At 46.8% G+C, this 13193-nt stretch carries 7 protein-coding genes and 4 tRNA genes; 9 read left to right on the forward strand and 2 right to left on the reverse strand.

What is annotated here, in order from left to right; translation table 11 throughout:
* Positions 1 to 202: 202 nt before the first annotated feature.
* Positions 203 to 1627 carry an Hpt domain-containing protein gene (locus HGP28_RS16680; RefSeq protein WP_168837598.1) on the reverse strand — a complete coding sequence of 475 codons (1425 nt, stop codon included), beginning with the start codon at positions 1625 to 1627 and terminating at the stop codon, positions 203 to 205.
* A gap of 475 nt (positions 1628 to 2102) precedes the next feature.
* Here HGP28_RS16680 and HGP28_RS16685 point away from each other — a divergent pair, with 475 nt between their 5' ends.
* Positions 2103 to 2969 carry a siderophore-interacting protein gene (locus HGP28_RS16685; protein WP_168837599.1) on the forward strand — a complete coding sequence of 289 codons (867 nt, stop codon included), beginning with the start codon at positions 2103 to 2105 and terminating at the stop codon, positions 2967 to 2969.
* A 46-nt stretch (positions 2970 to 3015) separates the two neighbouring features.
* Here HGP28_RS16685 and yejK read toward each other — a convergent pair whose 3' ends face one another.
* Positions 3016 to 4017, reverse strand: a complete 1002-nt coding sequence (gene yejK, locus HGP28_RS16690; protein ID WP_168837632.1) for a nucleoid-associated protein YejK — start codon at positions 4015 to 4017, stop codon at positions 3016 to 3018.
* 84 nt (positions 4018 to 4101) lie between these two features.
* Between yejK and HGP28_RS16695 the strand changes: the two genes are divergently transcribed.
* The 8 genes from HGP28_RS16695 to HGP28_RS16730 all read left to right on the forward strand — a co-directional run bounded on the left by HGP28_RS16695 (position 4102) and on the right by HGP28_RS16730 (position 13190).
* Positions 4102 to 4329, forward strand: coding sequence for a YejL family protein (locus tag HGP28_RS16695; protein WP_168837600.1), 228 nt, complete (start codon positions 4102 to 4104; stop codon positions 4327 to 4329).
* Between the two features lie 19 nt (positions 4330 to 4348).
* Positions 4349 to 6154, forward strand: a complete 1806-nt coding sequence (locus tag HGP28_RS16700; RefSeq protein ID WP_168837601.1) for a DUF3413 domain-containing protein — start codon at positions 4349 to 4351, stop codon at positions 6152 to 6154.
* A gap of 72 nt (positions 6155 to 6226) precedes the next feature.
* A tRNA-Ser gene (locus HGP28_RS16705) sits at positions 6227 to 6317 on the forward strand.
* A 31-nt stretch (positions 6318 to 6348) separates the two neighbouring features.
* Positions 6349 to 6424: transfer RNA gene (locus HGP28_RS16710), tRNA-Phe, on the forward strand.
* Positions 6425 to 6568: 144 nt separating this feature from the next.
* Positions 6569 to 6644 (forward strand) — tRNA-Asn (locus HGP28_RS16715).
* A 208-nt stretch (positions 6645 to 6852) separates the two neighbouring features.
* Positions 6853 to 6943 (forward strand) — tRNA-Ser (locus tag HGP28_RS16720).
* A 519-nt stretch (positions 6944 to 7462) separates the two neighbouring features.
* Positions 7463 to 11491 (forward strand): ImpA family metalloprotease, encoded by a 4029-nt coding sequence (locus tag HGP28_RS16725; protein ID WP_168837602.1) that lies wholly within the window; start codon positions 7463 to 7465, stop codon positions 11489 to 11491.
* A 136-nt stretch (positions 11492 to 11627) separates the two neighbouring features.
* On the forward strand, positions 11628 to 13190 hold the full coding sequence (locus tag HGP28_RS16730) for a protein adenylyltransferase SelO (RefSeq protein ID WP_168837603.1): 1563 nt from the start codon (positions 11628 to 11630) through the stop codon (positions 13188 to 13190).
* Positions 13191 to 13193: the final 3 nt, after the last annotated feature.

The following is a 13193-nucleotide window of genomic DNA, read 5'->3' on the forward strand; positions in this document are numbered from 1 at the left end:
CCATGTAGTTTATTTTCACTTTCCCCATAGTTCATTGTTCAACCAAAAATCTCAAGCAATTATTGAAGAAAAAAGACAACTTTTTCATCATTTATCGCTAGGACGATGTCCGCCCGACTAAAGATGGCACGAGAAAGTAAAACTGAGGGCTATACTCAAGTGCCCTCAAGATGCGCGGTTCAGCGAGAATGACTTGAGTAATTTAGGTTTCGATCGCGGCTTCTGGTTGAAGGTGGCGTACAATCACGCGAGCCTGCATCAACGTTTGTTCAAGCAAATAACTCAAATCGTGAAATTGCTGTTCCGTTGGTTTATTACCACTTTTGATTTGACGTTCAAGCCGCTGGGTTAATTCTTGCAAAGGCGCAGCCGCTAGACTTCCTGCGACGCCTTTAATACTGTGGATTTGCCGCTGCGCTGTGACGAGATCCTCTAATGCCAACTTTTTGATAACGGCACAATCGTGTTGATGTTCTTCAACAAACAGTCGCAGCACATCGCATACTGCGCCAGAGTTTTCCCCCATTGACGCAAGAAGTTGTGGTAGCTGGATCAGTTCCTGTGATGCCTCATGCATTTCCGTCTGAGACGAAGCGCCAGTGTATCGCTCCGCGTCGTTAAGCAACGTTCGCGGCGGTGCGTCTTGCGAAATCGAGGAATGTTTTGCTGAAGCAGTCGGTAATTGAGCTAAAAATGCCAAGTCACTTGAGGCTTCCGCTCCCGTGCTTTTGGTTGGGGGATCTGCAGGGATATCAAAATCGCTCGGCGTTTTTACTTGTCTAAATTCATTCGAGGTCACTTGTTTTTGCTGAGTATCTGGCGTGGTATCAGACATCTCTTGGTTATGTTTGCGTCTGGCTTTGTCTCGCTGGCGGTAAACCACAGCGCAAAGTGTCACACCAAGCGCACTGGCCATAATGCTAGTTAAACTTAACGCCAAAAGGGTGAAATAATAATGTTGTGTATACTGCGCAACGTCATGCCACACTTGATGGTTAAATAGATGACTTTGCTGGTCCATTGCCTGGTGGTATTGCGCCAGCACACTCCTTACTTGCTGCCACTGGCGAAAGGCTTGTCCACGTTCCAATGGCTTTAACTCGCCGCTCTCCAGTTTGGACTCTAGCGAAGCCTCTCGCGATCCTTGTTGTAAATCCGGTAACAACAGGCCATCGAGTAATTGACTGGTGAGTTGATAATAGAAATGCGCCAATATCTCATTATGTTCAGATGCTTGGCGCAACGACGCGAGACGCGTGGCTGTTTCAATTAAGGATAATTCAGCAAAAACACGATGTTCGGCTTGGGACAAAAATTGAGCGCTACTGCCTGCAACACTCTCGACATTGGGATGCCAATCATTGGCATCGCTCGCAACTAAGCGCCAACGCAGCGATTGTGCGAGCTGTATTTGCAATGCAACGGCATCTGCCTCAGGCAAACGCTCAATCGACTCTCCGGAAAAATGACTGCGGATTTGATTGAGCTGATAGGTCAACTCATGCACGAGTTCCATACGTTGAAAGAGATGATAAGCTTGCATGGCCACACCAGCGAAAATGCCGCCGCATAACATCAAGATCAATGCCACTGTGCGTTGTTTCGACCAGCCCCACATTTGCTTCATTTCAACCACCCTTTTGCTGTACGCGAATTTTGCTGCCAATTTATACCCAAACCAGGTGAAGATGCTGTTAGGCAGCAAATGAACAAAGCTCTAAACCATAAATTCGCGATGTGATGAGATTTGTCGGCGCAACCCATTGCTTCTTCAAATGAAACACGGCAACTTCAAGTAGGACGGACATAGTCAGCATAACGAAAAAGCACCTAAATATGGCGAGTTACATTCACTTTCGCTGAGATTCTGTCGTTTGATCACGCTCTGATACTTCACGTGTAAGAAAATGACTATACCAAATCGGTGACGGTTTATTTTAGCCATTTACGCTAAACATTCAACAGACCGCTGATAAGCTATGAGTCATTATAATTAACTGTTTTTATTGGCCATTTAAATGACCAACCGAATAACAGTTTACTTATAGTGCCAAAGCGAAATATGATTGATTATTGTTTGCATAACCCCAACTCGAGTCTCAATGGCAAATACACCTCAAAACCGCGCCAAACAACCTAAAAAACCCACTCTAGTCACGGTTAAGTCCGTAGAAGATCTTTCTAGCGGCCTACGACGAATTTGTTTTATCAGCCCTGAACTACACCACTATCCTGAAGCGTGTGGCGGCGCGCACATTAAGCTCATGATGCCGCACGGCGAGCAAGAGGCTCCTGTTTTACCTGTGATGACAGAGAAAGGCCCTCGATGGGAAGATCCTACGGCTAAGCCTTTGATTCGCACCTTTAGTTTACGCGCCCTACGCCGTGAAGTAGGAGAATTGGATATCGAGTTCGCGCTTCACGGTGACAGTGGTCCTGCGACGCGGTTCGCTTTATTTGCTCAGTCTGGTGATGTTGTCGCCATTTCTGGTCCGGGCGGCCCCACGCCAATGCTAAAACCTGCGCAACGTTATTACATGGCCGGGGATTTAACCGCCTTGCCCGCCATCAGTGCGATGCTTGAAGCAATGCCTGCTGACAGCGTCGGCTATATTGCCATTTTGGTGCCCGAGCAAAGCGCTACAGTCGCCATAGCGCACCCCGAAAATGTCAAAATTGAATGGGTTATTGGCAGCGCCACTCAAAGTCATCGATTGACGGATGCCTTTTTAACAGAGCTATCTCAACTTGAACAAAACGCACAGCTTGATGTCACGCAAAGCTATTTTTGGTTTGGCGGCGAGGAGTCGATCATTGTGCCTTTGCGTAATTATGCCAAACGCGAACTCAAGGCAGAGCGTAGCCAAATCTATGCGGTACCTTATTGGCGTTACGGTAAAGATGAAGATGCCTATCATCAAACCCGACATGCAGTAATAGATGAGGCTAATACAGAGGAAAATAACTAGAGAACAAAAAGGCCGTATTAAACGCGGCCTTTTTGTTTACGATGAACTAGCGATTGCGCGTTAATTGATCGCGTAAGTTCGGTGGAGTCCCCTTAATGGTCAAGGTGTCGGTTTCGGGATCATAAAACACGCGCTCACCGAGCAAGAGGCTGTCGAAACTCAGATTCAAACCGCCGCCAGCGCCCACAAACTTCGTCAACTTACGCACGGTCGCGCGATCAGCTGGGAATTGTTCTTCAAGCTGATAACCCTGCTCTTGAGTGAAGTCCCAAAAACTGCTGCCATCTTCGCTCGACGGCAACTCACCAGACAGCTCTCGTACGGCAACTTCTTCACCGGATTTCAATTGATCACTGCAGTAGTCGTACACTTTCTTTTTGTACTCCGTCACCTCTTGCTTATCGAGCTTGGCATCAGCGCAAAAATCATCCACCGCTTGCATCAGCACTTGGTTTTGTACTTTGGTGTCTAAACCTGTCTCTGCTTGAAGAAAATCCAAGAAAAAATCTGCCACTTTACGGCCAACACGCCCTTTGACGTAAGACAAGTAGCGATTGGACTCTTTGTCTGTCTCATAGCTCGATAAGTCGATACGCGCAGCAATGTCCATCTTCGTGATATCGAGATATTCCGTTGCACTAATATCTAATCCTTCGGTCACTTTAAGGCTCTGATTAAGCGGTAAAATACCGATAAAAAGATAATTGGTGGCCAAGCTTTGGTATTCAGCAAAAACCAAGATGCCCTCTTCGGCAAACGGATACTTTGCTAACTCGTTTTTTAGTCGTTGCGCACATTGCTGAGAAAAATCATAAAAACTCAGTTCACCTTTGCGCTGCGCTTGCAACCATTGCTGGCACTCACTGTCAGATTTAAAAAAACCAAAACCTTTACCGGCTTTAGCGTGAAAAACACGATGAAGTTCAGCCACTAAATTTTCGGTCGAGGCGTCATTATCAAGCAGCTCTGCACGAAAATTAACACACAGCTCGTCTTGGTCGTTCTTGCTCAGTTGGTGCAAGATCACATTAGATAGGTAAAGGCTCATAATGATTTTGTCTGGCGATAGGGTTAAGTTGTTTAACAATGTAGGGTATCATAGGCCGTTTTTATTATCATTATTAGAGTATTTATGCCAATTACATCTAAATACACCGACGAACAAGTCGAAACCATTCTCTCTGAAGTCGGTGCGGTGCTCGCTAAACATGGTGCAAGTGCTGATCTTGCGCTAATGATCGCAGGAAATATCGCTACTAATGTCTTAAATCAACAAGTTGCTGCTTCACAAAGGAAAGTGATTGCTGAAAAATTCGCACAAGCACTGTTGGCTTCTATCGAAGCACCTAAGACTCACTAATCGGACAGTAGAATAATTCATGGTAGACAGCGAAAACTCATACGGCGAGCGTGTTTCCAAATTGGTTGGCTGGGGCCACTGGTTTGCTTTCTTTAACATTATCGCCTCAATGTTAATTGGTACTCGCTACCTTGCACAGTCACCTTGGCCAGACACTCTGCTTGGCCAAATTTATCTGGTGACCTCTTGGGCGGGTCATTTTGGCTTTTTGGTTTTCGCACTCTACCTGTTAGTGCTGTTCCCCCTGACCTTTGTCGTGCCATCGCGTAAGTTGTTTAGGCTTATTGCGGTGGTGTTTGCGACTGCCGGACAAACGGTTTTGCTGGTAGACACGCAAGCCTACGACATTCTGAATCTTCACCTCACACCCGTTGTGTGGGAGCTGCTTTTTAGCAAAAGCGACTCCGCTTTAAGTACCGACCTGCAATACCTCTTTGTGGTGATGCCGCTCATTTTTCTATTACAGCTTGTATTATCTGAGTGGGTTTGGCGCAAACAGCGCAAACTCTCACACAAGCGCATCGGCCGTCCTTTTGCCGCGCTGTTTTTCGTGTGCTTTATCACCAGCCACTTAATCTATATTTGGTCGGACGCCTATTTCTACAATCCAGTTACCGCGCAACGCGCTAACTTGCCGCTTTCTTACCCGATGACCGCCAAAACCTTTATGGAGCGTCATGGCCTACTTGATAAAGAAGAGTATTTAAAACGTTTAGCGAAAAGTAACGAAGGCGTTGAACTTGTGCGTTACCCAACCGATGAGCTGGATTTCAACCGCCGTGGTAATCGTCTCAATATTTTGCTACTCAGCGTGAATAACCTTCGTGCCGATCGACTCAATGCCGAACAAATGCCCGTCACCTACGATTTTGCCACACAAAACCAAAATTTTACCCAACATTACAGTTCAAGTAATAACGCACTTGGCATGTTTGGTCTGTTTTACGGCTTACCCACCAGCTATGCCAGCAGCATTAAAGCGCAAGGGACCGCCCCTGTCTTAATGGACGTACTAGAAGATCGTGGTTACAACATTGGCTTATTCAGTGGTAATGGGTTTGATAATGCGCTATTCAGCGAGCTCATATTCCGCCAAGCCGGACTTGCTGAGCAGATTGAACAGGTCGACAACGCGCAAAACGATTTGGATGCCATTGCCGATTGGCAAGCTTGGCTGGAGAACGTCAAAGCGCCTTGGTTTAGTTATCTTGAGCTAACCACCGTTGATAACTACTCACACCCAAGCCGCGATAACACGAAGAGCGCCAGCGAGGCGCTTAAGCAAGCCTATGATGATGCGGTCAACGCCGCCGATAATGAGGTAGCTAGAGTTCTCAACACACTCAAAGAGCAGCAATTACTGCAAGAGACTATTGTTGTCATTACCTCAAATCACGCCAGCGAGTTTAACGAAACGGGCAGCAACAGCTGGGGCTCGAACACCAATTACAGCAAGTATCAGCTCAATGTGCCTATGGTTATTCACTGGCCTGGAATGCAAGCGGCCGAATATGACCACAGCAGCAGCCACCTCGACTGGTCGGTAACGCTTCTACAAGAGCTGTTTGGTGTGGCCTCGCAGCCAAATGTGTTCAGCTCAGGCAGAAATTTATTTGATGAATCACCAAGATCGTGGATTTTGGCCGGCGACAGCCGAGAGATTGCGCTAATTACGCCTGAAACCACCACAGTGATTGATAAGTTTGGCAACTACAAACTCTATGATGGCGCCTATCAAAGGCTACAAAATGAGAGTCCGAAACTGCCCATTTTGATGCAAGGCTTGACTGAACTGCAGCGTTTTTATACAAAAAGCCAGCAATAGCTCATTAAATAAGCACTTAAACAAAATAACTATTTACAAGCGCATCGGTCCTCGTTACTATGCGCACCACACGGAGAGATGGCTGAGTGGTTGAAAGCACCGGTCTTGAAAACCGGCGTGCGTTAATAGCGCACCTAGGGTTCAAATCCCTATCTCTCCGCCACTTTTGCACTGTTTGGCACGCCGAGCAGTTTGCCTCGATAGCTCAGTCGGTAGAGCAGAGGATTGAAAATCCTCGTGTCGGTGGTTCGATTCCGCCTCGAGGCACCATTTTATATACTGGTGTTGCTGTATTACATAAATTCCAAAGGGTGTTATGTACTAGCCTCCAGTCAGTGCCCTAGGCGGGCCCGTTATTCCGCCTCGAGGCACCATATTTGGTGTTCTTAATTAGTAAGACACACACAGAATTGTTCCTCCTTAGCTCAGTTGGTAGAGCGACGGACTGTTAATCCGCAGGTCGCTGGTTCGAGCCCAGCAGGAGGAGCCACTTTTAAAGCCATGTCGCAAGACATGGCTTTTTTCTTGCCTATTCATCAGCGATAGCGATGACTCTCAAGCTAAACCGAGGCCCCCTTCTCTCACGCACTTATTTACCCTAACTTCGCAGCACACCATACGCACTGAATAAGGTTTAACCATTTAAACTTTAAGGGCTTTACAAACTCGCATCCACCTTCTACAATGCGCGCTATAACGGAGAGATGGCTGAGTGGTTGAAAGCACCGGTCTTGAAAACCGGCGTGCGTTAATAGCGCACCTAGGGTTCAAATCCCTATCTCTCCGCCACATTCAGAGAAGCCGCTGTATTTACAGCGGCTTTTTCGTGTTGAAAACTCACAATTGACTTAGACTAATGATAACGGTCAGTTGAATAATCTAATGGCTCAAACATGCCAAAAGACCCATCCTTCCTTTACGGCGATACCGCCTACACAACCACCGTACTTTCGTGCATTAATTTAATCCGTTGTTATATATCTCTTTTACACCATAAAGCGGTTGCTTTTTCATTACCGTCAATTGGTGATTATTTAAACACCTTCAGATATCAAACGCTTCCAGTTGCGCGAAAATTAAAAAATATTTTTAGAAAACTCTCGGTTTGAACAGATAATCAGACTAACTAGCTCTTTTTAAAAACTTTCTAAAATGACGCTATTTACTTATTTCTCATAGTCTCGTTATCATCGCGCCAAACGAAAAGGGCCATTTTCTCATTGAGACAAACCTGCGTTACACAATCATTACCCAAGCCATCCACCATGTGAGTCAAGTTTACTGCTCACTTTAATTCAACGAAATTCAATGAAAAAAATCATTTTTCTGCCTGCGATATTATTGGTAAATGGTTGCTTTGATTCTGAAAGCTACACCACGACACCTTTAAACTCCGCCCCTATTATTGAAACAATCACGCCCATCACTGTATTAGTTGATAGCACCATAACCAACACAATAAATGCCAGCGATCTTGATGGCGATCCATTGACTTACACTTTGGTAAACCAACCTAGCTGGGCCTCGCTCAGTGGCAATCAATTAACGCTAACGCCTAATCGCAGCAATGCTGGTCAACATCAATTCCAAATCACGGTTTCAGATGGCAGCCTTACCGCAACCAGCCCTATATCAGTGCAAGTAGCGCTACCGATGACCCCCATTGACCCAGATGCAGTCAACCATGCCCCGGTTATCGAACCAATAGCCTCAATCACTGCAGTAGCAGAACGCAGCTTAACCAGCACAATAAACGCCAGCGATCTCGATGGCGACCCATTGACTTACGCTTTGGTAAACCAACCTAGCTGGGCCTCGCTCAGTGGCAATCAATTAACGCTAACGCCTAATCGCAGCAATGCTGGTCAACATCAATTCCAAATCTCGGTTTCAGATGGCAGCCTTACTGCAACCAGCCCTATATCAGTGCAAGTCGCTTTACCGATGACCCCCGTTGACCCAGATGCAGTCAACCACGCCCCGGTTATCGAACCAGTTGCCCCAATTACCGCATCTGCGCACAGCCCAACGCATACCGAGATTCGCGCGTCTGATGCTGATGGTGATGCCCTAACCTATCAACTGATTGATCATCCCGAATGGGTCACCTTGGAAGGCAGTACGCTAGTTGCAACGCCATCGTGGGAGCACGAAGGCCAGCATACCTTTGCCATCAGTGTCAGTGATGGCAGCTTAAGCGACCAAACACCAATTACACTTGACGTCATTGCAACACGCCATCGTGTCTCGACAAGCGTGAATGGTGAAGGGGCTATTTCACCGACTGAACGCGAGGTTGTTGAAGGGCTTAACGCGACGTTTACGCTCACGCCAAACGCGAGCCACCAACTCGTTTCTGTTCAAGGGTGTGGCGGCGTGCTTAACGGGTTGGAATACCATGTCACCAACGTTATTACAGATTGCCAAATTGAAGCACAATTTGAACATAACGCCAAAGTCGCCTTACAAACAGGCGATCATAACCAAGCCAGTTTGGAAGAGTTAACCCACTATGGACAAACGCTTTTTAACCATATTGGCGTTAGCCACCAAGCCTTGCTTGAGCAGCTCTATCATGGAATATCTGTACCTCTAACATGGGACCCAACCCATGACAGTGCCTATGCACGCAACTTGCGCCCAAGTCAAACCTTTGCAGCTCTTAACTCTACTAACAATGGTGCTGGCGAGCCTTCCAAAGAGGGGCTCGTCTTTGCTGGCTCCGAAGGGAATCAAAAATACGCCTATCTTGGCGCTAACTTATTTGTGCATAACCGCACTGGTCCACTGGATCAATTTGGTAAAAACTTACTCGGTTGGCTGAGCAACAAACCGCTTAATGACGTCAAAGCTCAACTTTCTATCGTCACCGCACATCTTAGCAGTGCAAGCGACAGTTATTGGTTTCAGCATAATGAACAACTGAAAATCTGGTTAGATGAGAATCTTTCTGGTCAATATCATACCCATCCTGCAAGAGAGTGTGATGGCACTGCATTGCTTGGATGCCTTCAAACGCAACAGCCTGACATTCTCATATTGTCACATCGAGACAGCGGAACAACTTACGCCGAGATTGAACCAGCAATAACCTATGCAAAACAGCAAGGCATTGCGGTTATGTTGGTTAACTATTCACGTGGCGAATACAGTGAACTTTTGGCACCACTAATCGATGATATGGGGCTTGTTATTCATAATAATTATTGGTCCAAACATAAGATCGCAAATTTTGATACTCAGGCACCCTATATTTTCCCAACTGAGCTAAGTAACGCCTCACAGCTGCTCGTTCGCCTAGCAACCGGTGAATTTGAACCATCAAGCTTAGAGCCCTGTAACCTTAACTTCTTACTCTGTACCGAAGCGCCATTTGTCGAAGTGTTTAAAGCGGGTGCAGATTGGTATCGAACCAGTGCTATTTACGCGGATGGACTGGGCGTCGATCCGTTTGCTGATGATGCGTTCTCACCACTTAAAATTGGGTTATTGATCGCCGATAAATTCCGCCAACAAATTGACTACCCAATCCACTTTGATGAACAACAAGAGTGGCAGCAAGCGCTGTTTGCCGATTGGGTGGTCAGCTATACACGTGCGAACAATCAAGCTCAACCCGACCTTGGTGAATACATTATTGACAAAGCGCTCGTTACCAAAGGAAATATGGCACATTATGCTTATCCTGAGCTCACCAGTGAAAGACAACAGGTGTCAGTACCCTATAGCGGGCAATGGACATCCACTGGATGGTACGCGTTACCAGGCCAAAAGGTCACTATCACGCGCCACGATAACAGTGACAGTCAAGCTTATGTGAAGTTGCATTATGCGCGGGATAAGACCAATCGTGTCTTTGAAAATAATATTTATCGAGCGCCGATTGAGTTAACCACCGAGCGTCTTAAGATCCCAGCTCAAGGCAGCGTGACCTTTTCGACACCATACGGCGCACCAATTTACATCAAGATATCTAATGGCGACATGCAAGTTGACATCAGTGCCACAGGTATTGCGAAACACCCTGCGGTATTGGACTTTGGTGATCCCGCTCAGCTCACTAACTTTGAACGAATTTTAAACGAAACAGAAATCCCTCACGTTGACTTAAAAAATGCGGGGGCTGAGCAGCATTTGCGTCGCGACCGTTTTATGGGCGCACTAGGTGAAGCTTACCCTACGGTTGCCGATTTATTGCGCGGCATTAAAACGGATCACATTGGAAATTTATACACCCTTGCTGGCTACAAGTTACCAGGACAGTCATTAGTAGAAACGTTACCAAGCGATGTCTCATCTATCTGTACTGGCTTATTTGGCGATGATTGCGTGGATGACACGCTGCACGTCAGAACCAACATTCAACACGCCAACTACGATCAAAACGCGCAATGTGGGTTTGGCTGCGCCGGTAACCCTTGGGATTCAGGCACCAATATCACGCCAACCGGTTGGCTCGATAATCACGAGCTTGGACACAATCTGCAAACTCATCGTCTTAATGTCGCGTTTGCAGAAGAGCGCAATAAAAACCAATGGCACAAATATGAAGGTCGAGCGACAGAAAACTCGGTCAATATCTTCCCCTATTATGTACTTTGGAAAAGCCATTACATTCGCGACGGTAAAACCACTACGATTAAAGACTCTCACATGAATCATAAAGATGTTTTTAATGTGGTGATGTCGGATATTTTAAACCTCACTGACAGCTCTGGCAGTCGTGTGTTGTTTGACCGCTCTTGCACTGTTTACCCAGATGGTATCAGTCGTTTTGTCGCCCCTTGGCAGAGCAATGCGTATGCGGTGCATAACAGCTATCGCATGGGCTTTTATATTCAGTTGCTATTACAGATTGAACAATTTGAGATCGCAGGCAAGCCACTTGATATGGGGTATCACATTTACACTTTAATGTATCTGCATGATCGCATTTTCGGCAAGTACGCTAAAACCGAAGCACTTTGGAATGAGCATCGAACAAAATTAGGCTTTAGTTTATTTGATTACACCAATGCGGGTGTATACGGCGAAGGTAAAAACATCACATCGATGCCGGGCAATGACTTTATGTTGGTCGCACTTAGCTTCTATACCCAAAAAGATTGGCGCCCTTATTTTGACATGTTTGGCCTGCACTATACCGACCTAGCAGCGCAGCAAGTTACATTACACGCAGGTGAAAATGCGATTCAAATGGGGATGTACGTTCTAGAAGAAGACTTGCCCCCAAGAGAGTTGTCAAAAGGGGTCGATTGGTTACCACTGAACTTCAGTGATACGACCACGCTTTGGCCGCGCAATGGCAGCTCGCCTGCCGACTGCTTGACTCATTGATTTAGTGTTAACGATTGAGAAAAATAATTCATGCCTGGGGTAAAAACTCTGGGCATTTTTTATTTTTGCCCCTGCTGTTGTACTTCTTGCCGCCGATCGTTATGGTAAACAAAATGTTAATTATCGAACAAGCGCCATGAGCCAAAGCGAATCACACTCGAACCGTTCCACCCACGGCAAAACCATTGACATTGGCATTGACTTCGACCACAGCTACGCCACTCAGCTCTTTGGTTTTTATCAAAATCAGCGTCCTGATGAGGCTCCTGATCCTCAATTAATTGCCTTTAATCACCGTCTCGCGGGCGAATTAAATATTCAGCTTAACAATGCCGATGAAGAGGCGCTGGCGCACTGTTTTTCGGGCAACGCATTGCCAAAGGGAGCCAACCCGATTGCACTTGCTTACGCTGGACACCAGTTTGGCCACTACACGCCGCAATTAGGCGATGGCCGCGCGCTACTCATCGGCGAAGCGTTCAATCGTGATGGTGCGCGTTATGACATTCAACTCAAAGGATCTGGCCGCACCGCATTTTCTCGCTCAGGTGACGGTAAAGCAGCGCTAGGTCCGGTACTCAGAGAATACCTTGTCAGCGAAGCAATGCATGCGCTCGGCGTGCCGACAACTCGCGCGCTTGCGGCAGTGACCACCGGAGAGCGCATTATCCGTAGGCAAGCACTAGACCAATTCAGCATCGGCGCCATTTTAACGCGCACCGCAGCAAGTCATATTCGTGTCGGGACTTTCCAGTTTTTTGCCCATCAAGGCGAACTCAATCACCTGCGCCAGTTGGCAGATTATGTTATTGCGCGCCACTACCCAAACGCGCGCGACGCAAAGAGGCCCTACTTGACGCTGTTATCACTCATCGCTGAGCGTCAAGCGGCTTTAGTTGCAGCGTGGCAATGCATTGGTTTTATTCACGGCGTGATGAATACCGACAATACCGCAGTATCGGGAGAAACCATCGATTATGGTCCGTGCGCCTTCATCGACCGCTATGATCCTGATACGGTTTTTAGCTCAATCGATTCCGAAGGGCGCTATGCCTATAAAAACCAGCCATATATCGCTCAGTGGAATTTAGCTCGACTGGCCGAAACGCTGTTACCACTGATAGACCAAGACGAAGCGCAAGCAATTGATCTTGCTACCGATGTCGTGCACCAATTTATGCCTTCCTATCAAACGCAATGGGTTAAGCAAATGCGCATAAAGCTTGGGCTTACTGACGCTCATAATGACGATGCAAAATTGGCTCACGATCTACTTCAGCTGTTTGAAGCACACCAAATTGACTTTACTCAGGGTTTTCGCGCTTTAGCGCGTACCTTGAATAATGACCTCTCCGCCCTAACGCCACTTTTTACTGCCGATTCAAGCTCAACCCCCAATCAACTTTGGTTGAACGACTGCTCAGCATGGCATGCTCGTTGGCTGCAAAGGCTGGCACAAAACCCAATGAGCATAAACGATCGCAGCACGTTGATGGACAACCACAACCCCATTTACATTCCACGTAACCATCTGGTTGAACAGGCCATCTTTGCGGCAGAAACCTCAAATGATTTTGCGCCTTTTAAACAGTTGCTTGCTTTAGTCACACAGCCGTTTATCGAAAAGCAAGATTGTGAGGATTTTGCTAAACCGGCGCCCGCAAGCTTTAGCCCCTACCAAACTTTCTGTGGCACTTGATGT

The organism is Vibrio agarilyticus (assembly GCF_012641465.1).
In the GTDB taxonomy this organism is placed as follows: Bacteria; Pseudomonadota; Gammaproteobacteria; order Enterobacterales; family Vibrionaceae; genus Vibrio; species Vibrio agarilyticus.

Coding starts and splice junctions, on each gene's coding strand:
- HGP28_RS16680 (WP_168837598.1), bottom strand. CDS start 1,627: ATGAAGCAAATGTGGGGCTGGTCGAAACAACGCACAGTGGCATTGATC.
- HGP28_RS16685 (WP_168837599.1), top strand. CDS start 2,103: ATGGCAAATACACCTCAAAACCGCGCCAAACAACCTAAAAAACCCACT.
- yejK (WP_168837632.1), bottom strand. CDS start 4,017: ATGAGCCTTTACCTATCTAATGTGATCTTGCACCAACTGAGCAAGAAC.
- HGP28_RS16695 (WP_168837600.1), top strand. CDS start 4,102: ATGCCAATTACATCTAAATACACCGACGAACAAGTCGAAACCATTCTC.
- HGP28_RS16700 (WP_168837601.1), top strand. CDS start 4,349: ATGGTAGACAGCGAAAACTCATACGGCGAGCGTGTTTCCAAATTGGTT.
- HGP28_RS16725 (WP_168837602.1), top strand. CDS start 7,463: ATGAAAAAAATCATTTTTCTGCCTGCGATATTATTGGTAAATGGTTGC.
- HGP28_RS16730 (WP_168837603.1), top strand. CDS start 11,628: ATGAGCCAAAGCGAATCACACTCGAACCGTTCCACCCACGGCAAAACC.